The 21,016-nt window shown below is 66.3% G+C and carries 22 protein-coding genes; 12 read left to right on the forward strand and 10 right to left on the reverse strand.

Annotated elements, in window-relative coordinates; genetic code table 11:
* The first annotated feature begins 1 nt into the window (after position 1).
* Genes ACEN9G_RS05930 through ACEN9G_RS05975 form a run of 10 tightly spaced genes read left to right on the forward strand, consistent with a single transcriptional unit; the run spans position 2 to position 9,013 of the window.
* The gene (locus tag ACEN9G_RS05930) at positions 2–667 is read left to right on the forward strand and encodes a flagellar hook capping FlgD N-terminal domain-containing protein (protein WP_413341027.1); all 666 of its coding nucleotides are present in this window, start codon (positions 2–4) and stop codon (positions 665–667) included.
* A 41-nt stretch (positions 668–708) separates the two neighbouring features.
* Positions 709–1,893: a flagellar hook protein FlgE gene (locus ACEN9G_RS05935; protein ID WP_413341025.1), complete on the forward strand. Its 1,185-nt coding sequence runs from the start codon at positions 709–711 to the stop codon at positions 1,891–1,893.
* 12 nt (positions 1,894–1,905) lie between these two features.
* Positions 1,906–2,631, forward strand: a complete 726-nt coding sequence (locus tag ACEN9G_RS05940) for a flagellar basal body rod protein FlgF (RefSeq protein ID WP_413341023.1) — start codon at positions 1,906–1,908, stop codon at positions 2,629–2,631.
* 37 nt (positions 2,632–2,668) lie between these two features.
* Positions 2,669–3,454 (forward strand): flagellar basal-body rod protein FlgG, encoded by a 786-nt coding sequence (flgG, locus tag ACEN9G_RS05945; protein ID WP_200948751.1) that lies wholly within the window; start codon positions 2,669–2,671, stop codon positions 3,452–3,454.
* A 2-nt stretch (positions 3,455–3,456) separates the two neighbouring features.
* Complete coding sequence (gene flgH, locus ACEN9G_RS05950; protein ID WP_413341021.1) at positions 3,457–4,125, forward strand: flagellar basal body L-ring protein FlgH; 669 nt, start codon at positions 3,457–3,459, stop codon at positions 4,123–4,125.
* A gap of 7 nt (positions 4,126–4,132) precedes the next feature.
* A complete protein-coding gene (locus tag ACEN9G_RS05955) occupies positions 4,133–5,290 on the forward strand; it encodes a flagellar basal body P-ring protein FlgI (RefSeq protein ID WP_413341019.1) in 1,158 nt (385 codons plus the stop codon).
* A complete protein-coding gene (locus tag ACEN9G_RS05960) occupies positions 5,290–5,628 on the forward strand; it encodes a rod-binding protein (RefSeq protein ID WP_413341017.1) in 339 nt (112 codons plus the stop codon). The genes ACEN9G_RS05955 and ACEN9G_RS05960 overlap by 1 nt, the downstream gene beginning before the upstream one ends.
* A gap of 45 nt (positions 5,629–5,673) precedes the next feature.
* Positions 5,674–7,044, forward strand: coding sequence for a flagellar hook-associated protein FlgK (gene flgK, locus ACEN9G_RS05965; RefSeq protein ID WP_413341016.1), 1,371 nt, complete (start codon positions 5,674–5,676; stop codon positions 7,042–7,044).
* A gap of 11 nt (positions 7,045–7,055) precedes the next feature.
* The gene (gene flgL / locus ACEN9G_RS05970; protein WP_413341014.1) at positions 7,056–7,967 is read left to right on the forward strand and encodes a flagellar hook-associated protein FlgL; all 912 of its coding nucleotides are present in this window, start codon (positions 7,056–7,058) and stop codon (positions 7,965–7,967) included.
* Positions 7,968–7,972: 5 nt separating this feature from the next.
* Entirely contained in the window at positions 7,973–9,013 is a 1,041-nt protein-coding gene (locus ACEN9G_RS05975; protein WP_413387081.1) for a hypothetical protein, read from the forward strand.
* A gap of 51 nt (positions 9,014–9,064) precedes the next feature.
* On the opposite strand, the gene ACEN9G_RS05980 is transcribed toward ACEN9G_RS05975, so the two are convergent.
* From ACEN9G_RS05980 to ACEN9G_RS06000, 5 genes are read right to left on the reverse strand one after another with little or no spacing between them, the layout of a single operon-like run.
* Positions 9,065–9,847 carry a cyclic di-GMP-binding domain-containing protein, MshE-related gene (locus ACEN9G_RS05980; protein WP_483126491.1) on the reverse strand — a complete coding sequence of 261 codons (783 nt, stop codon included), beginning with the start codon at positions 9,845–9,847 and terminating at the stop codon, positions 9,065–9,067.
* A gap of 36 nt (positions 9,848–9,883) precedes the next feature.
* The gene (locus ACEN9G_RS05985; RefSeq protein WP_413342827.1) at positions 9,884–10,438 is read right to left on the reverse strand and encodes a DUF2059 domain-containing protein; all 555 of its coding nucleotides are present in this window, start codon (positions 10,436–10,438) and stop codon (positions 9,884–9,886) included.
* Between the two features lie 12 nt (positions 10,439–10,450).
* Positions 10,451–12,064, reverse strand: coding sequence for an OmpP1/FadL family transporter (locus ACEN9G_RS05990; protein WP_413342829.1), 1,614 nt, complete (start codon positions 12,062–12,064; stop codon positions 10,451–10,453).
* Positions 12,065–12,074: 10 nt separating this feature from the next.
* Positions 12,075–13,085, reverse strand: a complete 1,011-nt coding sequence (locus tag ACEN9G_RS05995; RefSeq protein WP_413342831.1) for a transporter — start codon at positions 13,083–13,085, stop codon at positions 12,075–12,077.
* Between the two features lie 20 nt (positions 13,086–13,105).
* Positions 13,106–13,867, reverse strand: coding sequence for a C39 family peptidase (locus tag ACEN9G_RS06000; RefSeq protein WP_413342833.1), 762 nt, complete (start codon positions 13,865–13,867; stop codon positions 13,106–13,108).
* Between the two features lie 208 nt (positions 13,868–14,075).
* Between ACEN9G_RS06000 and ACEN9G_RS06005 the strand changes: the two genes are divergently transcribed.
* Both ACEN9G_RS06005 and ACEN9G_RS06010 read left to right on the forward strand, forming a co-directional pair.
* Positions 14,076–14,927, forward strand: a complete 852-nt coding sequence (locus tag ACEN9G_RS06005; RefSeq protein WP_156403644.1) for a helix-turn-helix domain-containing protein — start codon at positions 14,076–14,078, stop codon at positions 14,925–14,927.
* Positions 14,928–15,093: 166 nt separating this feature from the next.
* Positions 15,094–16,251 (forward strand): AraC family transcriptional regulator, encoded by a 1,158-nt coding sequence (locus ACEN9G_RS06010; protein ID WP_483126492.1) that lies wholly within the window; start codon positions 15,094–15,096, stop codon positions 16,249–16,251.
* On the opposite strand, the gene ACEN9G_RS06015 is transcribed toward ACEN9G_RS06010, so the two are convergent.
* The 5 genes from ACEN9G_RS06015 to typA form a co-directional block, all read right to left on the reverse strand.
* Positions 16,196–16,663, reverse strand: a complete 468-nt coding sequence (locus ACEN9G_RS06015) for a hypothetical protein (protein WP_413340104.1) — start codon at positions 16,661–16,663, stop codon at positions 16,196–16,198. The genes ACEN9G_RS06010 and ACEN9G_RS06015 overlap by 56 nt on opposite strands.
* Positions 16,660–17,502, reverse strand: a complete 843-nt coding sequence (locus ACEN9G_RS06020; protein ID WP_483126493.1) for a hypothetical protein — start codon at positions 17,500–17,502, stop codon at positions 16,660–16,662. Before ACEN9G_RS06020 ends, ACEN9G_RS06015 begins: the two co-directional genes overlap by 4 nt.
* Positions 17,502–18,275, reverse strand: coding sequence for a hypothetical protein (locus tag ACEN9G_RS06025; RefSeq protein WP_413340100.1), 774 nt, complete (start codon positions 18,273–18,275; stop codon positions 17,502–17,504). Before ACEN9G_RS06025 ends, ACEN9G_RS06020 begins: the two co-directional genes overlap by 1 nt.
* Before the next feature lie 80 nt (positions 18,276–18,355).
* A complete protein-coding gene (locus ACEN9G_RS06030) occupies positions 18,356–18,865 on the reverse strand; it encodes a DUF6160 family protein (protein ID WP_371763683.1) in 510 nt (169 codons plus the stop codon).
* Positions 18,866–19,134: 269 nt separating this feature from the next.
* Positions 19,135–20,970 carry a translational GTPase TypA gene (typA, locus tag ACEN9G_RS06035; RefSeq protein ID WP_413340098.1) on the reverse strand — a complete coding sequence of 612 codons (1,836 nt, stop codon included), beginning with the start codon at positions 20,968–20,970 and terminating at the stop codon, positions 19,135–19,137.
* Positions 20,971–21,016 lie beyond the last annotated feature (46 nt).

The following is a 21,016-nucleotide window of genomic DNA, read 5'->3' on the forward strand; positions in this document are numbered from 1 at the left end:
CATGGTGACCACCAATCACGCCACCAACACCCAGTTCGGCAGCACGTCGAATACGGGCAGCAACAAGATCGCAACGCAGGCGCCGACCGAGGCCAACAAGGACATGTTCACCAAGCTGCTGGTGGCGCAGATCCAGAACCAGGATCCGCTGTCGCCGCAGGATCCGACCCAGTACGTGAACCAGCTGTCGCAGCTGTCGCAGACCGAGGCACTGCAGAACCTGTCGCAGACGACGACCGCCAGCGCATCCGTCCTGCAAAGCCTGCAGACGCTCGCGATGGGCGGCCAGGTGGGTTCCGACGTCACGGTCGCGACGGACACCGTCAGGCTCGACGGCGGCAAGGTGAACGGCACCGTGCAACTGAACGGTCTCTCGGCCGGCACGAGCCTGGTCCTGACCGGCGTCGACGGCCGCCAACATGAAGTCGACCTGGGTCCCGGTTCGGGCGCCCAGTCGTTCACGATCGATCCGGACGCCCTTGGCCTGGCGCCCGGCACGTACAAGATCCAGGCCAAGCCGTCGGACGGCAGCGCCCCGACGATCGAAGTGGCGGCGCGCCTGAACAGCGTGCGCGTGAACGGCACCAGCGTCGTGCTCCAGGTGGCCAACATCGGCGAGGTCGATCCCTCGGCCGTCACGGGTTTCAACGGCAAGACGGGCTCCTGAACGGCGCCCACCCTCTACCGCAACGCATTTAAGGAATCGACATGAGCTTCGACATCGCACTGTCCGGCATCCAGGCCATCAACGAGCAACTGAACACCGTTTCGAACAACATCGCCAACGCGGCCACCTACGGCTTCAAGGGCAGCCGCGCCAACTTCTCGTCCGTCATGGCCGGCAGCCGCCCCAACGGCGTGGAAATCGGTTCGGTCACGCAGAACATCAGCACGAACGGCAGCACCCAGACCACCGGCCGCGGCCTCGACGCCGCCATCGACGGCCGCGGCTTCTTCGTCAGCGTCAACGCCCAGGGCACGACGCAGTATTCGCGCGTGGGCATCTTCTCGACCGACTCGACCGGCATGCTGATCGACAGCAACGGCAACAAGGTGCAGGGCTACGGTCCGTCCAAGAACGGCACGCTGGGTGTGATGGGCGACGTGCAGATTCCGACCGGCCAGATCCCGGCCGTCGCGACGACCGGCATCGCCTATACCGGCAACCTGTCGGCCGACTGGACCGTGCCGACCGTCACCCCGTTCGACCCGGCCAAGAACACCTCGTACAACATGGTCAAGCAGTCGATCGTGTACGACTCGCTGGGCACCCAGCACACCCTGTCGCAATACTTCGTCAAGAAGGACGCCAACACCGTCAACGCATTCTATTCGCTGGACGGCGCCAAGCCGGGCGCGACGCCCGCCGTGCTGACGTTCGACGCCACCGGCGCGCTGAAGACCACGGCCGGCAACTCGGTCGCCATCACGGCGGCGGGCGGCGCTGCGGCCGGCAACGTCGCCATCGACTACACGGGCACGACCCGTTTCGCCGGCGAAGCCACCACGACCACCAACCGCAGCAACGGCTATGCGTCGGGTACGTTCGTGGGCGTGGAACTCGCACCGGACGGGTCGCTCGTCGCCAAGTACAGCAACGACCAGTCGCAGGTGGTCGGCACCATCGCCGTCGCCACCTTCGCCAACGAAGGCGCACTCTCCTCCATCAGCGATACCAGCTGGGTCGCCAACGCCGACTCGGGCGCCGCCCTGTACAGCTCCCCGGGCGTGGGCCTGGCCGGCAAGCTGTCGACCGGCGCGCTGGAAGGCTCGAACGTCGACATCACGTCGGAACTGGTCGGCCTGATGACGTCGCAGCGCAACTACCAAGCGAACTCGAAGGTCCTGACCACCGAGAACCAGATGATGCAGGCCCTCATGCAGGCCCTGTAAGACTGACGCCCCATGGATAAACTGATCTTCACCGCCGTTTCCGGCGCCGAGCGCCTGATGCGCGCCCAACAGGTCCACGCCAACAACCTGGCGAACCTGGACACCGCGGGCTTCCGGGCCAGCATGGAAGTGGCGACCAACCAGCAGCTGGGCGGTTTCGGCTACGACGACCGCCATATGTCGTCGATGCAGGCCGACATGGTCTCGACCCGTGCCGGCTCGGTGCGCGAAACGGGCCGTCCGCTCGATGTCGCGATCGGCGGCCAGGGCTATCTCGCCGTGCAGTATGGCGACAACGAAGCCTATACCCGCTCCGGCGAGATCGACATCGGTCCCGACGGCGCGCTGTCGGTCCACGGCCATGCGCTGATGGGCGAAGGCGGCCCCATCGTGCTGCCGCCGCACACCGCGGTCGAAATCGGCAAGGACGGCACGATTTCCGTGCTGACCGAAGGCGCCACGCAGATGCAGGTCGTCGACAAGCTGCGCCTCGTGAACGCCACCGGCGCCGAATTGACGAAGAACGAGGCGGGCCTGATCGTGACGCGCGACGGCGCCCAGCTGCCGGCCGATCCGGACGTCAAGGTCCGCCCGGGCGCGCTCGAAGGCAGCAATGTCTCGGCCGTCGAAGAAATGGTCGCCACCATGAGCCTGAACCGCAGCTTCGAAGTGCAGATGCGCCTGTTCAAGGCCAGCGACGGCATGAACGAGGTCGGCAACAAGCTGATCGCCGGCTGATCGCGCGTCCCCAACCGAATCCAGAGAGAGAGAAACCATGAATCCAGCAATGTGGATCAGCAAGACCGGCGTGCAGGCGCAGGATGCGAAACTGCAAGCCATCGCCAACAACCTGGCCAACGTGAACACGGTCGGCTTCAAGCGCGACCGCGTCGTGTTCGAAGACCTGTTCTACCAGGTCGACAAGCAGCCGGGCGCCCAGACGGCCGACAACACGGTCAGTAACGGCGTCCAGCTCGGCAACGGCGTGAACATCGTCGGCACGCAGAAGGTGTTCACCAACGGCAGCATCCAGACGACGAGCCAGCCGCTCGACGTGGCGATCAACGGCAACGGTTTCCTGCAGGTGCGCCGCCCGGACGGCCAGCCGGCATTCACCCGTGCCGGCCAGTTGCAGGTCGATTCGAACGGCGTGCTGGTCAACGCGCAGGGCCTGCCCCTGGTGCCGCAGATCACCGTGCCGAACAACGCGACCGCGATCACGATCGGCGAAAACGGCATGGTCAGCGCGACCGTCCCGGGCAACATCGCCCCGACCGAACTGGGCCAGCTCACGCTGACCACGTTCGTCAACCCGGCCGGCCTGCTGGCCCTGGGCGACAACCTGTTCCAGGAAACGACCGCCAGCGGCACGCCCAACGAAGGCCGCGCCGGCGACGGTGCCTTCGGCAAGATCAAGCAGGGCGCACTGGAAGGGTCGAACGTGCAGGTCGTCGAAGAGATGGTCGACATGATCGCCGCCCAGCGCACCTACGAAATGAACACCAAGGTGTTGTCGGCCGCCGACAACATGCTGCAATACCTGTCCCAGGCGTCCCGCTGACCATGAAACGCTTCGCCCTCGCCGCCGGGATGGCGGCCAGCCTCGTGCTGACCGGATGCGCCTCGCGCGTCCCCCTGAACACCCCCGCCCCCGTGGACGACGCCCTCGCCCTGCCGAAAGCGCAGGCGGCGCGCGCCGGCGTCGGGGGCGGCGTGTTCAGCGCCGATACCGTCTCGCTGACCTCGGACGCGCGCGCGTTCCGCGTGGGCGACGTCGTCACCGTCCTGCTGCAGGAAACGACCCAGGCCAGCAAGAAGGCCGGGACCAGCTTCAGCAAGGGTTCCTCCGCGTCCGTCACGCCGATCAGCGCGCTCGGCAAGACCTTCGGCCGCAGCGGCCTCGACATCTCGGCCGACCGCAGCTTCAACGGCGACGCCACCAGCACCCAGCAGAACGCGCTGACCGGCGCGATCACCGTGCTCGTGCAGGAAGTGCTGCCGAACGGCCTGCTGCGCGTGGCCGGCGAAAAGCGCCTGCAGCTGAACCAGGGCGAGGAATACGTCCGCATCAAGGGTTACCTGCGCGCCGCCGACATCGACAACGAGAACCAGGTGTCGTCGCTGCGCGTGGCCAATGCCCGCATCGCTTATTCCGGCCAAGGCACGCTGGCCGAAGCCAATACCCCCGGCTGGCTGACCCGGTTCTTCACCGGTCCGTTCATGCCCTTCTGAGGACGTCATGACCCGCATCTTACGTTTCGCTTCCCTGGTCCTGGCCGCGGTGCTGGCGCTGCCGGCCCTGGCCGCCCCCGCCGTGAAGACCGCGTCCGTCAGTCCCGACGTGGCCATCCTCGCGCGCACCCAGCCGCTGCGCAACCTCGCCAGCGTGGAAGGCGTGCGCGAAAACCCGCTCGTCGGCTACGGCCTCGTCGTCGGCCTGAACGGCAGCGGCGACTCCACCCAGGTGAAGTACTCGAGCCAGTCGGTCGTCAACATGCTCAAGCAGTTCGGCGTCAAGCTGCCGGAAGGCGAGGAAGCGAAGAACAAGAACGTGGCCGCCGTCATGGTCTCGGCCGTGTTCCCGCCCGGCTACCGCCGCGGCCAGCAGATCGACGTGACCGTCTCGTCGCTGGGCGACGCGAAAAGCCTGCGCGGCGGTACCCTGCTGCTGACCCAGCTGCGCGCGGCCGACAACGACGTCTATGCGCTGGCCCAGGGCAACCTCGTCGTCGGCGGCCTGTCGGCGGCCGGCAAGAGCGGCTCGTCGGTGACGGTCAACACGCCGACCAGCGGCCGCATCCCGAACGGCGCGATAATCGAGCGCGAAATCGCGACCGATTTCGCCACCCGCCCGGCCGTGCTGCTGCGCCTGCGGCACCCGAACTTCGACACCGCGACCAATGTCGTGAACGCGATCAACCGCCGCTTCGGCCAGGTCGCGACCACCGCCGACGGCACCAGCGTCGAGGTCGTGGCGCCGACGAATCCGACCGAACGCGTCGCCTTCGTCGCCAAGCTGGAAAACATGGCGGTGGAAGCCGGCGAGGAAGTGCCGCGCGTCGTGTTCAACTCGCGCACGGGCACCGTCGTGATTTCCGACGGCCTGCGCGTGAAATCGGCCGCCGTGACCCACGGCTCGCTCAAGGTCGTGATCTCGGAAAGCTCGGCCGTCAGCCAGCCGGGACCGTTCTCGAAAGGCCAGACGCAGGTCACGCCGCAATCGAAGGTGTCCGTCGACCAGGGCTCGGGCCAGATGTTCCACTGGCCGGCCGGCGCCCGCCTGCAGACCATCATCGACACGGTCAACAGCCTCGGCGCTTCTCCCGACGACATCATGGCGATCCTGCAGGCCCTCGACCAGGCCGGCGCGATCGAAGGCGAACTGGTGGTGATCTGATGCTGAACAACGTCAACGCAATCGGTCCGGAGCAGCCGGACCAGGCCGCGGGCGAGGAAAAAGTCGCGCCCGCCGCGGACAAGGCCTACGTTGCCAAGGCGACCAAGGCCGCCGTCGAATTCGAGAGCTTTTTCATTTCGCACATGCTGCACCAGATGCGCGAGAGCACGCGCGCCATCGCGCCGGACGACAGCCCGACGAAGGACAAAGTCAACCAGGACATGACCGACATGGTGGATAACATGTTGGCCGGTAACATGGCGCAACAGCGTGCCTTCGGCGTCGCCGATGCGATTTTGCGGCAGATCTTGCCCGCGCCGCTTAATAAAACGAGCTGAACGGTCGCCTGTCATTACTGACCACGCACAAGAAGGCTTCGCACCATGAGCATCCTGAACAACGCCCTGTCCGGAGCAGTCGCTTCGCAACTGGCCCTGTCCGCCAGCAGCCAGAACATCGCCAACCTGCAGACCAAGGGATACACCCGCCAGTCGGCCCTGCTGAGCGCGGTCGCGCCGGCGGCCGGTTCGAGCCAGGCCGGCAACGGCGTGCGCGTGACCGAGCTGATGCGGTTCTCCGACAGCTACAAGACGCAGCAGATGTGGCGCAGCGCGTCGGACCTGGGCGCGCATTCGCAGACCCAGCCCTATCTGACCCAGCTGGAAAAAGTGATGGGCGACGACACCGCCAGCCTGTCGAGCGGCGTCGACGGCTTCTTCGCGGCCTTGAACTCGGTGGCCGGCGTCGACCCGACGTCGACCCCGCTGCGCCAGCAGGTGGTGACCGCCGCCGGCCTGCTGGCCCAGCGCTTCAACAGCATGAACAACGTCTACAACGCCCAGTTGCAATCGGTGCGCCAGCAGCGCAGCGCGCTGGTCGACTCGGCCAACTCGACGATCGCGTCGATCGCGTCGCTGAACGCCCAGATCGCGAACGCGAACGCCACCGGCAGCAATCCGTCGGCCCTGATCGACGCGCGCGACCAGGCCATCGACAGCCTGGCGAGCCAGATGGGCCTGGAAGTCAGCGACCAGCCGGACGGCACCCGCAACGTGTCGCTCAAGACCGGCCAGTCGCTGGTATTGGGCGGCGTCCCCGCCAAGCTGTCGGTCAGCGGCGGCGCCGCGCAGACCTTCACCCTGACGTTCGCCGGCACGACGTTCGACCTCGACACGACGAGGGCCGGCGGCCAACTGGGCGGCCTGTCGGTCTATGAACAGGACACGCTGCTGCCGCTGCAGCAGGGCGTGGCCGAGATGGCGCAGCAGATCGCCGACAAGGTCAATACCCAGCTCAAGGCCGGGTATGCGATGGACGGGTCGGCCGGCAAGCCGCTGTTCGTGTACAACCCGGGCAGCACGTCGAACATGCTGCAGGTGGCGGACGGCTACCAGACGTCGGACCTCGCATTTTCCAGCGACGGCAAGCCGGGCGACACCGGCAACCTGCAACAACTGGTCGCCATCAAGAGCCAGACGATCACGATGGCGAAGATCGGCACGGTGCTCATCAGCGACGCCGACACCCAGCTCGTCGGCCGCCTCGCCGTCGACAGCCAGCAGAACAAGGGTGCCCTCAAGACCGCGCAGACGATGCGCGACCAGGCCGTCGCGGACTGGCAGTCAACGAGCGGCGTCAACCAGGACGAGGAAGCCGTGCATCTCGTCGAATACCAGAACATGTACCAGGCCAACATGAAGGTGATGTCCGTCGCGAACGCGCTGTTCGACGCCACCTTGCAGATGATGGGCTAAAGGAGAAAAGCATGCGTATCGCCACCAGTCAATATCAGGCGATGATGACCCAGTCGCTCGAGCTGAACCAGGAGAGCATCACCTACGTGACGCAGCAGATGGCCAACGGCAACCGCATCCAGCTGCCGTCGGACGATCCGGTCGACAGCGTGCGCCTGTCGCGCCTCAAGCGCGAAGAAGCCGGCATCAAGCAGTACCGCAACAACATCGCCGCGATCAACGAACGGCTCACGAAGAACGAAGGCTACCTGCAGAACATGGTCAACGACATGGGCCCGGGCCGCGACCTGCTCGTGTGGGCACTGAACGGTTCGAACACCCCGCAGGACTTGAACGCCATGACCAGCCCGCTGACCTCGTTGCGCGACAGCCTGATGTACTCGGCCAACACGGTCGACCAGGAAGGCCGCTATATATTTTCCGGCACCGAGACCGGCACGGCCCCGATCACGTACAATGCCGCCGCCCCGCTCGGTTCGCGCTACAGCTATACGGGTAACACGAATGACCAGCTGGTGGTGGTGGGCAATGGCATCACCCAGGTGGCGAACCAGAACGTCAACGGGCTGGAAAAACTGCTGAACCAGCTCGACCAGACGATCAGCACGATGTCGAGCAGCACGGTCAATGCCAACGACCCCGCCGTGCGCACCATCCTGAAGGCCAACCTGGACGGCTTCGACGATGCGCTGAATCTCGTTACCGGCAAGGTCGCCGTCATCGGCGGCCAGCAGAACGTCCTCAAGACGATCGACGCCAACCACGAGAACGTCAGCCTGTCGAACCAGACGGCGATCCTCGACATCGGCCAGCTCGACATCGGTACCGCGGCCATCGAGCTGAACGGCTACCAGACGGCGCTCCAGGCCAGCTACAAGGCCTACAGCAAGATCGGCACGCTGTCCCTGTTCGCGGCGCTCTGACGGCGATGGATACCACATTACGACCCACGACCGCCGGCGGAACCGGCGGCACACTCGGCACCCGGGCGAATGCCTCCTCCCGGCTCGTTCCGACCCGCTCGAGCGGGTCCGTCGACGACACGGCGGCCGCCACGACGGCGGCCTCCGCCGCGTCTGCGGCACCGCTGCGCGCCAACGGCAGCGCGGCGAAGATCGCCAGCGGCCTGCAGGACCAGGTCGCGGGCGCCCAGCAGGCGCTCGACTACCTCGAACGCGTGTCGAACCAGCTCGAGGCGCTGAAGGGCGAGCTGACGGCCAAGCTGGCCGGCACCCGCAACGGTTCGCGCCTGCAGCTCGAAGTCCACGCGCGCCAGCTTGCACAAACGCTGGCCGAGCGCAAGAAAACCGGCGGCGGCAGCGTCGACAACAACCTGAATTATTCGACGAAGCCGGCCACGCAGCGCTTCCGTATCCGCGGCCTCGACATCGCCAGCATCAAGCAGAATGCGCCGCTGACCATCTCGTTCTCGGTCGGCAGCGCCGGCGGCCCGCAGATGGGCGTCAACATCGAGCCGGACCAGTCGAACCAGGAAGTCGCCCGCGCCCTCGACCGCGCCCTCGCCCCGATGGGCGTGCACGCGAGCCTGGACGAGAACGGGGAACTCGTGTTCTCGACGCCGGAATCGAACTGGTCGTCCGTCAAGGACAGCATCGCCGTGAGCGGCCGCGGCCGCGTGACCACCGAAGAACTGCCGGCGAACCTGGCACCCCAGCTGTGGAACGTGGGCGCGGAGACCGGCAATGCCGACGCGCTGCGCCAGAGCCTGCGCGAAGTCGTGCAGGCGCTGGAACGCGTGCACCGTTCGCAGGCCGCCGCCAGCGCTGCCCTGCAGGCTGCCAGCGCCCAGGTGTCGGATGCCGCGACGCCGCCGCCCGACATGACCATCGCGATCGACGACTTCGGCAAGGTCGCCGCCAGCACGGACTACGAGTCGCTGATCGCCCTGACGTCGGCGCTCGTCGGCGTCAGCCGGGATCGCGTCCTCGCGCTGCTCGGCCTGCGCTGACCCCTGCTTCAGGAACGACAACGCCCCGCCCGCGCGCGGGGCGTTGTCGTTTCAGTGCCCGATCGGCTTCACGCTGATCGTCGTCCCGCGCAGGTCGATGTCGTGGATCTCGATGCTGCCGAACGTCGGCCCCGGATGGCTGCCCACGCGGATGTTGCGGAAGCTGATCTCGCCGATCGTGCTGGGCAGGCGCAAGGTGATGGAGCCGTCCTTGTTCACGGTCGCATGCGAATTGGCCGGGTCGTAGCTGACGTCGCGCACCGTCGTGTCGGCCGACAGCAGCAGCGCGAGCGGATTGAACACCGTCGCCAGTTCGCCCAGCACGCGCACGCCGTCGTTCGGCAGCGCGTGCTGCACGGCGGTCCGCACCCCATGCTGGCCGCCCTGCGCCGCCATGGCGATCAGGCGCAGTTCCGCCTGGCGGGCCTGGTCACGCAGCGCATCGCCCAGTTGATCCTCCTTGCGACCCTGGGCGACTACCTCCCCAAGTTCCTCATCCGACAGCGCACGCATGCCGCGGCCGAATTCGCGCCCGCTTTCGCCGCCAAGGCGCGTGGAGACAGCCGCCGCCGGCGTCGCCGCCACCGCCGCGTAGGCGTGCAAAGGCCCGAGCAATGCGGTCGCCAGCGCCGCCGCCATGCGCAGGCTGCGCTGGCGCCGCACGGCGCCGCGCACCTGCGCCTGCGTGATCAGCTTCATGTCGGCCAGGATCTCGCCCAGCCGGCGTCCGCTCTGTTCCTGCGCGCGGATCGCCGCGTCCAGCTGGTCCTGCGAGATCAGCTTCTTCTCGATCAGGATCTGGCCCAGCCGGGACCTGTTGGTACTGCGTGTCATCCAGTCGCTCATCCCCGCCTCCTCATGGTGTGGTCATCACTGCCCGACGGCCGCGCGCAGCTTCAGGCCCACGCGGTTCTGCAGCGCCGTCATCTTCGGCTGGATCTGCGCCGCGTTGGCCTTGGCCACGTTTTCGCCGACGGCCTTCTTCATCTCCGGCACGACGCTCTCGAACTTCGCCAGCACGGGCGATTCGAGGATGCCCGCCAGCTGTTTCAGCTCGTCCTCGCTGAACTTCTGCGCGAGCAGCGGCGCCACGCTGGACTGCACGATCGCGCGCGTGCTCGTGCGCAGGCCCGCGGATTCCTGCTCGACGAACTTCGTCGCCTCCGCCGTGATGTCCTTCATCGTCGCGTCCTGCTTGTCGGCCGGGACGCGGCTCTGCACGACGACGCGCGACTGCCGCAGCATGTCGGCCACCGGCGCCTGCAGCATCTGCAGGCCGACGGATTCCAGTCCCATCTTGTCCAGCACGCGCTGCACGAGCGCCTGCTTGGCGGGGGGCACGCCGGTGATGCCCTCCGCGTGCGCGCCCGCGGCCAGGCCCACGCCCGCACCGAGCGCCATCGTCATCCACATCGTTCGCAACATCGTCGTCTCCAGTCAGAACGGCCGCGTGTACGAGGCGCCCGCGTATTTCACGATCAGGCTGCCGGACACGTTGGTGGCCGCGTAAGGGTTGTAGATCAGGTTGAAGAAATTGTCGCAATTCAGATTGCAGTCGCTGCGCGCGGGGATGTCGTACGTCCCCTTCATGTAGCTGCCCGTCAGGTTGAGTTCCCCGCCGTCATCGAAGCGGTAGCGCAGGCCGACGCTCCTGAGTTTCGTGTCCGGCAGCGGCGCGAGAAGACTCATCTGGTTGCCCGGGATGGAGCTCTTGCGCGGCTCGTAGCCGAAGCGCAGCGCGAGCTTCTTCGTCAGGTTCAGCTGCGTGCCGAAGCTGTAGTTGACGACGCTCCTGAAACCCATCTTGAACGTGGCCTGGCTCGAATTCGCATAGCCGAACAGGCGCGCCATCTCGAGCAGCTTGACGCTGCGGTCGAACTGGAACGTCAGCTCGTTCCACTGGGACCAGTCGGCGTAGCTGACGTCCGCGTTCAGCTGCACGTAATCCGTCAGCATCAGCTTCATGCCGGCCTGCACGCGCCACGGGAACGGGATCTGCGCCGTCATGTTCCCCGACTGGTATTCGGGTATGTCCTGCGGCATGCCGGTGACGGCGCCGACGATCGGCCCGAGCAGGCTAGAATTCAGACCGCGCACGAAGCTGCGCAGCATCGGGTCGCTGTGGAACGTGTACGAACCGGTGTAGGTCGTACGCGCGCCGCCCTGGTACACGAGACCCAGCGCGAACCATTTTTTCGGTTCCCACAGCACGCCGATGTTGACCGTCGGGTCGAACGACGCACGCAGATCGAAGTCGATGTTCGCGGCGCGCTTGAACGGATTGACCATCCCTTCCGGACCGCCGCCGCACAGGCCGAACGTCAGCGTGTCGATCACGGTGCCGTTGCCGTCCGGGCAGACGGCCTTCTGCAGCTGGCCGACGGTGCCAAGCAGCTTGTTGGGCGCGCGGAAGTCGGTGTTGATGGCGAACGCGGAATACGCGATCGGCACCGAGATGCCGATCTTCAGCGTGTCCGACACCTTGTACGCGGCCGCCGGCGACAGGTAGACGAGACGCTGCAGCTGGACGAGGCGGCCGTCGAAGCGCGCGGGATCGTCCGGGTCCTTGGTGCGGTCGATACTCATCGCCGCCGCCAGGTAGACGTTCGTGCCGAACGTCCAGCGCGAACCGGGCGCGTTGTACGACATGCCCATGCTCGGCACCAGCACGCCCGGCAGGCGCGCCTTGGGGACGCCGTAGAACGGGATGTAGAGGGCCTGGCGCACCGGGCCGCTCGACTTGCCGTTGATCGGATCGTCCTTGAAGCCGCCGATGTCGAGGTCGGGCGCGGACACGAACCGGTTCGGGTTGCGGATCGTCGCCACGAACACGGAATCGATGTGATGCGTGCCTTCCAGGCGCGCGAGACCGGCCGGGTTGAAGTGGATCGATTCGATCCCGGGCGGGTCGGCCGTCACCGCATTCCCCATCGCCATCGCGGTGGGGCTCGTGACGAGGTTGTCGGTGACGCCGGCATGGGCGACCGGCGCCAGCGCCGCGGCCAGGCCGGCCGCGGCGAGCAGAACGATCGGTGACGGCGCGGCGTTCATGGGCACGGCCTCACAGCGACAACGGCAGGCTCATGGTGAGCGACAGGTTCGGCGCGGCCGCCGTGAGGCCGGCGCCGACCGTCACGTTGACGGTGGTCTTGGGCGACATGCGATAGCCCGCGCCGATCGCCAGGATGCCCGCGCTCTGCGTCTGCGTGTGCGCCTTGTTGCCGTTGTCGAACGTGAGCGTGGAGCGGGCCTGGATCGATTCCTGGAACGAGAACGACGTCGTGATCTTGTACGACAGCGCGTACGCGAAGCCGAGGCCGAAGCCGAAGCTGGCGCCCGGCTTCACTTCGCGCAGCGTGGCGCCGTACATTTGCTGGCTCAGGTGTTTCGCGGCGAGGCTGTAGCCCATGTTGAAGGAGCCGAACAGCGCGACCGGATCGACGATGCGCGTCATGTTGGCGCCGATGTTGAAGGTGTTGACGCCGGAGCCGGTGGCCACGCCCTTCTGCACGTCGACCTTGTACGGACTGGTGCCCGTCGCGAGGCGCACGTTGCCCGTGAACGTGTACGCGACCTCGTCGCGCTTGACCTCCTGCGGCTGCCAGCGCACGCCCAGGCCCACGTCGCCGATCGTGTGCGAGACGCCCGAGAAGCCGCCGGAATCGGAGTAGCGGCTGATCAGGGGCAGCGTGACGTTGGCGGTCAGGTTGTTGCGCACGCCGTAGTCCGCCATGATCGTGTTGGTGATCGTGTGCGAGTTCGTGTTCTCGATCGAGAACAGCGTGGCCGTGCCGGACGACAGGTCGGTGTTGATCTTTTCCTGGCCGATGTAGGTGTAGCCCAGCTCGTAGTTCAGCTGCACCTTGCCCTTGCGGATCAGCGAGTACTGCTTGTCCACCGCGGTCAGCGTTTCCTTCAGCAGCGTCGTGTTGTCGGCATCGCCCTCCTTCTTCGCCAGCGCGTCGCGCACGGCTTCCGAGGTCGCCGGGTCCTGGGCCTGCGCCGGCATCTGGGCGAGCAGGAGGGCGCAGGCCAGCGCCGGCGCGCACGCCGACATAGTGGAAATCTTCATGGTGGTCCTTCGTGGTGGGTCTAGTGTTTGCGAATCGAGATGCCGCCGAAACCGTTCAGCAGGCGTTCGTTCGCCACCTGCGTGTCGATGGGGCGCTGCAGGCCGCGGTCGCGGATGCGGTCCATGTCGACCACGCCCAGTTCGTCGTCGGCCAGCGCGAGCTTCAATGCGGGCGGACGGTTCTTCGGCGGGTAGGCGATGAACAGCGTGTTGCGGTCCCACAGCGTGGCGAATTCCTCGACCGAGAACGTGATGTTGCCGGCCGAGGGGTCGGCCAGGAACACGAGGCCGCCGCGCACGCCGCGCAGCACGACGAAGTGCTTGAAGCCGGCGTAGTCGATCGGCACGATGCCCGGCGCGTCGAGCGCGAGCAGGTCCGCCATCTCGGCGTGGAAGCCCGCGCTCTGCACGTCGATCGAGGCGAGGTAGCGCTTCATGTCGAGCAGGGAAAAGCCGCGCCGCTCGATGATCTTGTCCTTCTCGCCGAAGGCCATCATGCCTTCCATCGACTGCTGCTCGGTGACGTCGATGCCCAGGTGGTACTTGAGGATCGTGACGAGCGCGGCGGAGCCGCAGCTGTAGTCGTAGGCCTGGTGGACGATGTTCTTGTACTTGAGCTCGGAGAACGGCTCCATCGAAACGTTCGGAATGCCGGCGGCGGCCACGGACATGGTCGTCGGCAGGTCGAAATGGTCGAGCGGACGGTCCTGCACGTCGTGCCTGGCCAGCACGCCGCCGCCGCCCACGAGGACCGCGAGGATCCCCAGCAGGAATGTGTACATGATGTCTCCCTGGGGCGCTTCATGCGGCCCCTTGTGGCCCGGCTCCGTGCGCATTCATGGCGTCCGGGTGGCGGATTTTTCATGCAGCCCAACGTGGTGTTTTGGCCACGTTTATTGCACTTTTTCTATATTTTGGATGCAGCCACGGCTGACGGATGTTATAAAACGCTATCGTTTTTATAAAAAACCGCTCATTCATTGAGGCACCGTGCACACTTGGGACAGGATCAGCAATGCATTGGGCGAGCCGGTCACCAGCGTGGAGATCGGCGGCGTACCGCTGCGCGCGGAGCGCTACATCTTCCAGCTGGGCGGCTGCGAAGTGCCGCCGCTCGATTCGATGGTGCTGGCCTGCCACCTCGGTGGCGCGCGCGCCACGGCCGGGCGCAGTCCGGGCCGTTCGTTCGATTTCCTGGCGGGTGCCGCGACCGTGTTCCAGCCCGGCTTCGCGAGCCGCTGGTCGTTCTTCGGCGCGATCGACATGGCGATGTTCCACTTCCTCGACCCGGAGCACGAGATGGTGCGCCACCTGCAGCGCCTGCTTGCCGCGCGCGCCAAGTCGCCCATGTTCTCCGACCCGCTCGTGCATGCGGCCGCCCAGCAACTGCTGGCGGAAGTTTCCCGCACCAGCACGCCGAACACGGGCTTCGTGGAGCGGGCCTGTTCCCTGATGATCGAGCAGGCGTGCCGCGTGCTGGAAGGCAAGACGGGCCGCCACCTTCCCCCGGACGCCCTCCAGCTGGGCCGCCTGCAGGGCGTGCTGGAATGGATCGGCCAGAACCTGTCGAGCGAGCTGTCCAATGCCGAACTGGCCGAGCGCGCGGGAGTGTCGGAATCGCACTTCCGCCGCATCTTCCAGGAAGCGATGGGGATGACGCCGCACCGCTATGTGTTGCGTTTACGCCTCGAACGGGTGCATGAATTACTGACCCGGACCAGCTTCTCGATCGCCCGTGTTGCGGCGCAATGCGGGTTCAACAGCCAGAGTCACATGACGGCCTGTTTCGCGGCCGCGTACGGCATCACGCCCGCTCGGGCACGCCAGCAGGCGCGCTCCTGATTCCGGCAGGCAACACCGCGTTTGCGCCGCGTCAAATTGAAAATCTTGCCTGCCTAAAATGATCGTTTTTTGATAAACACGGGATCATTTTCCGAAGCGTTGCGATTTCGCATGCACACATAATAAAAAACACACCCGGGCACAAGAACCCGCGGCCACTCGATAAATGAGTCAGGAGACCAAGCATGAGACCAGCGCAGGACGCGTCCGCACGTACGCGGTCGCCAGCGTGAAGTACCTGTCCGCCACGGACGTGGTACAGCGCATCAAGGCCTGCCTCGGCGCCGAGGGCATCGACGTCGACGCCCTGTTCGCCAGGGCCGGCCTCGAATGGTTCGAGCACGGCGCGCAGGGACAGCGCGCGGCCGACCTGCTCGCGTTGTCCGACCAGTTCAGCATCCTGTGGGAGAGCCTCGCGGCCGCCAGCGGCGATGCGCTCATCGGCTTTCGCGTGTTCGCCCCCGACCCGCTCAGCTGGCTCGGCGTGCTGGGCCATTTGATGCTCGCCTCCCCCACCCTGCGCCAGGCCGCGGACAGCCTGACGCGCTACATGCCGCTCGTGTCGCCCGTCGTGCGCGCCACCATCGAGCCGAAGGCGGACCGCGTGCGCGTGGGCCTGAACCTCGTCGGCGGCGCGCGCGCCGTGCCGCAGGCGCGCTACGACTTCACCTGGAACCTGCTGCTGGCGACGTTGCGCTTCGTCGGCAGCAAGCCCGACCTGAAGCCGGCGCTCGTCGAATACGCGTATCCGGCCCCGCTCGACACGGCGCCGTACGTGCGAAAGTATGGGTGCCCCGTGCGTTTCGGCGCGCCCGCGAACGCGGTCGAATTCGCCAATGCCGACATCACGGCGCCGATTCCGACCGCGAACCCGCTCGCGGCGGAAGGCCTGTTCCGCCTGCTCGACGAACGCCTCGCGCAGGCCGAGCGCACGAGCGTGGCCGCGCGCGTGCGCGAACTGCTGCCGGCGATGATCGACCAGGGCGGCGCATTGCGCGATGCCGTCGCGCGGCGCCTCGCGATCAGCGAGCGCACCCTGCAGCGCCGTCTTGCGAACGAAGGCACCGACTTTTCCACGCTCGTCGACGAGGTGCGCCGCACGATTGCGCAGCAATACCTGGGCAGCGACCGCATCAGCGTCAAGAACCTCAGCTACAAGCTGGGTTTCGCCGACCCCAGCGCCTTCCACCGCGCCTGCCTGCGCTGGTTCGGCAAGGCGCCCGGCGAATTCCAGCAGGACCGGCTGAACGCCCACGGACAAGCGGCCGTCAATGGGACCACAGGCGCAGCTGGCCCTGCATCTGCAATTCGCCGTTCAGGGTGACCTGCCCCAGGCTCTGCGTGACGGGCCCGCGCGGGTCGGCCTGCACGCTAAGCGAATCGAAGCCGGTGTCCGTGAACTTCGTCCACGCAGGTAGCGTCAAGGCGAGATAGTTCGTGCCGTCCGCAGCCGTCTGCGGGCTGATGTTCAGGCCCACCATCTGGATCACGCCCCCGATGTTTTTCAGGACCGTGTACGTCGTGCGGCCGTCGACCGTCTGGCCGATGGTCAGGCGGCTGTCGCCCACACTGCCGTCGCCCGGACGGTTCAGTTGCAGGCGCACGGCGAAGCTGACGCCGTCGGCGCCGCGCACCTGCGCGAGCTCTTCATCGGCCAGCGGCTGCGGCCCCGCCAGCGCGCACCGCGCCGTGCAGAGCAACAGGATGGCAAGGAGGACGAGTCGGCGCGTGCTCACTGGCGGAACTTGACGTCGAGGTACTGCAACTGGATGGATCCGATGCGCGAGCTGCCCAGGTCCATGTTCGCCCCCGCGTCGCTGCGGAAGCCGATGTTCCCGATCTGCAGCGTGCCGCTCGGTGCCGCCTGGCCCGCATCGGGCCAGTTGACGCCGATGTGCAGGCTCGAATTACCCGCCGCGTCCGTGCGCGCATTGAAGATGCCGGCCTGGCTCGTCACGTCGGCAATGCGCCACGGCGACGTGGGCGCGGAACCGTCCGCCGTCGCCGCGCCGATCTTCACGTTGGACAGCACCATCGCCTCGCCCGTCGCCTCGCGTCCGTTCGGCGCCAGCGTCAGGCTCCCGAGCTCGATGCGTGTGGCGAGGCCGAACGCGAGGCCGTCGCCCACGGCCGGCGTCGACCACTGCAGGCCGCCGCCGTAGACCACGAGATCCTTGAGGATCACGCTGCCGTTCCTGACGTCGAAGCCGCCGGCGTTCACGCCGAAGTCGTAGGCGACCTGCCAGACTTCGCGGCCGGCCGCGTTCTCGGGAAAGGCGATGTTGATGATGTCGGCGCGGCCCGGGCCGCCCGCGAGGATGTCGAGGCGGTACGGATCGGCGAACGGCGCGTCCGTGTTGTCGGAACGCGATGCGGCCAGGTTGCCGATGCCGACGCTGCCGCCGCCGGGCGCGTAGTAGCGCAGCTCGGCGTTGCCCGACATGGCGAAATTCGACAGGTTGAAACTCATGCCGTCGCGCCCCGCCACCTTGGCGAGCGCGCTGTCCGGCAGCGGTTCGAGCGCCGCGGCCAGCACCGGCGCGGACAACAGGATGGCAGCGGCGACGGCGCGCATCAATGCCCCGCCGTGTTATTGGCCGGCACGGTGCCGGTAAGGTTCAGCGCGGTCAGCCTGTCGCGCCAGTTCAGCCAGATGCCGGCCTGTGCCTCGGTCGGCGCGGGCATGCCGGCGGCGGCCTGGAATGTCACGGGTTGCTTGAGGATCGCGATCCAGAAATCGCGGCTCGGACCGTTCGCATCGCCCGCCGTGACGCCGCCGACGTTGGCGAGCGGCGTGCAGCCCGTGCACGTGCCGTCCCAGCGCTTGCCGCCGCCGGCGTCGTTCATGCTGTCGATGACGCCGGCGGCGCCCGCGTCGATGCGCATGGAACCGGACAGCGTGGCGATCTTCATGCCGATGTCGCCGGAGATGCCGTCGAAGCCGAGGCGCATGCCGACGATCTCGCGCTGGCTGCCGCTGCCCGTGGCGGTGTTCTTGTAGACGAATTCGAAATAGGGGTTCGTGATCTGCACGACCCGCTGTGCCGCGGAAGCGTCGGTGCGGCCGAACTGCAGCGCGCCGATGTCGAGGTCGGCGCCGGACCCGTTGCGCGGCGCGTACGTGTATTCGCCCAGGCGCATGTTGGCGAGGTTGGCGTTCAGCGTGACGTCGGCGTCGAGGCCGATGCGCGTGAAATCGAAACCGCTGTAGCTGGAATTACTGACCGTGAACAGGCCCTGGCCGCTGACTGTGGACAGTTCGGTGTCGGACATCGGGCGCATCTGGGCCGATGCCGCGCAGGGCAACAGCGAGAGTGCCACGAGGGACGCAGTGAGCAAGGTGCGCATGGCCTAACCAGGGAAAAACAATGGTCAAAAAAACGGCCCGGGGCAAGCCCGCGGGCCGTCCATCACCCAACCCGAGCCGCTTAGTGCGCCCAGATGTAGACGGTGGTGCCTTGCAGCTTGATGTCGTTGGCCGCGAACGAACCGTAGGAAGCGGTCGAGTTGCCCATCTTGATCGAGTCGACCGACATGCTCAGGTTCTTGTTGGTGTCGATCAGCGGGATGGCGATCTTGACGACGTCGCCCGCCGGCATGAAGGCGGCCAGGCCGGCACCGCCGGTCACGCCCAGGACGCTCGATGCGCCCGACGCCGCGCTGGCGTCGGCCTGGAACGTGGCGTTGTCGATGATGTCGATGGTTGCAGCGATGGCACCGGCGATCTTGATGTTGTTGAAGCTCACCGAGCCGCCCGCGGTATCGGTATCCGTGTAGACGAACGAACCGATGTTCACATGCAGGTCAGCGGCGATCGACACACCGTCACGGCCCGAGACCTTGGACAGTTCGGCATCGGCGATCGGGGTCAGGGCCGATGCGTACGAAGCGATCGAGGACAGGGCGGCAACGACGGTCAGTTGTTTCAGCAGTTTCATGGTATCTCCAGTGTTATTGTGATCGACGGAATCTCTTCGGGCTTCCCCGCGCGTCCGCTTCGGATCCTCTGCGGCTTGTGGCCAATCGGGACGGGTGCGTCGGGACCGCTTTTGCCTTAATTGGAAGTCAATTAAGTGGAAATAATGTTATTCCTTCCAATGCAATAACCACATCGTTTTGTCCTTGCCCGGGAAGCCAAATCGATGGATTCCCGAGCCATAAAAAAACCCGCTGCGAACAGCGGGTTTTTCGTTGGAGCCGGTGAAGCTTATGCGGCTTCGCGGCTGGCCTTCTTGCGCTCGTGCTCTTTCAGGTGGCGCTTGCGCAGGCGGATGCTCTTCGGCGTGATCTCGACCAGTTCGTCGTCCTCGATGAACTCGACGGCGTATTCCAGCGACATCTGGATCGGCGGCACCAGGCGCACGGCTTCATCGGTACCCGACGAACGCACGTTGGTCAGCTGCTTGCCCTTGATCGGGTTGACGACCAGGTCGTTGTCGCGCGAGTGGATGCCGATGATCATGCCTTCGTACACCGGGGTGTTGTGCTCGACGAACATGCGGCCGCGGTCCTGCAGCTTCCAGATCGCATAGGCGACGGCGGCGCCGTCGTCCTGCGAGATCAGCACGCCGTTGCGGCGGCCGGCCAGCTCGCCCTTGGTGTTGTCCACCGGTGCGTAGGCGTCGAACACGTGGCTCATCAGGCCCGTACCGCGGGTCAGCGTCATGAAGTCGCCCTGGAAGCCGATCAGGCCACGGGCCGGGATACGGTATTCCAGACGGACGCGGCCTTTGCCGTCCGATTCCATGTTCTGCAGGTCGCCACGGCGGCGGCCCAGTTCTTCCATCACGCCGCCCTGATTCACTTCTTCGACGTCGACGGTCAGGTTCTCGTACGGCTCGCACTTGACGCCGTCGATTTCCTTGTACACGACGCGCGGACGCGACACCGCGAGCTCGAAGCCTTCACGGCGCATGTTTTCCAGCAGGATGGTCAGGTGCAGCTCGCCGCGGCCCGACACTTCGAACACGGTGTCGTCCGGCGTCGGCAGCACGCGCAGCGCGACGTTCGCCTTCAGTTCGCGCTCGAGACGTTCGCGCAGCTGGCGGCTGGTGACGAACTTGCCTTCGCGGCCGGCCAGCGGCGAATTGTTGACCATGAAGTTCATCGTCAGCGTCGGTTCGTCGACGGTCAGCATCGGCAGCGCTTCCGGCACGTCCGGTGCGCATACGGTCGAGCCGATGCCGATGTCTTCGATACCGTTGATCAGCACGATGTCGCCGGCGACGGCTTCATCGACCAGCACGCGCTCCAGGCCCTTGAAATTCAGCACCTGGTTGATGCGGCCCTTGATCGGGGTCGAGTCGGGGCCGTTCATGACGACGACGTCCTGGCCGGCCTTGACGCGGCCGCGGCTGATACGGCCGATGCCAATCTTGCCGACGTACGACGAGTAATCCAGCGACGTGACCTGCATCTGCAGCGGGCCGTCCGGGTTGTCGTCACGCACCGGCACGTATTTCAGGATGGCGTCGAACAGTGGCTTCATGTCGCCGCCGCGCACGCTTTCGTCCATGCCGGCGTAGCCGTTCAGGCCCGACGCGTAGACGATCGGGAAGTCCAGCTGCTCGTCGTTGGCGCCCAGCTTGTCGAACAGTTCGAACGTCTGGTTGATCGCCCAGTCGGCGCGCGCGCCCGGACGGTCGATCTTGTTGACGACGACGATCGGCTTCAGGCCCAGCGCCAGCGCCTTGCGCGTGACGAAGCGGGTCTGCGGCATCGGGCCTTCCTGGGCGTCCACCAGCAGCAGCACCGAGTCGACCATCGACAGCACGCGCTCGACCTCGCCGCCGAAGTCGGCGTGGCCCGGGGTGTCGACGATGTTGATGTGCGTGCCTTCATACTCGACCGCGCAGTTCTTCGACAGAATCGTAATGCCGCGTTCTTTCTCGAGGTCGTTCGAGTCCATCACGCGGGTGTCGACCGCCTGGTTTTCACGGAAAGTGCCGGATTGGCGCAGCAGCTGGTCCACCAGGGTGGTCTTGCCGTGGTCAACGTGGGCGATGATTGCGATATTACGAATCGCGCGTTTGGTGTCTGACATATGCGTTTTCAACAGTGAAATGTTGCGTGATGGGCGGAAGAGCTCG

The sequence above is a fragment of the Massilia sp. Masssp94 genome, from assembly GCF_059491305.1.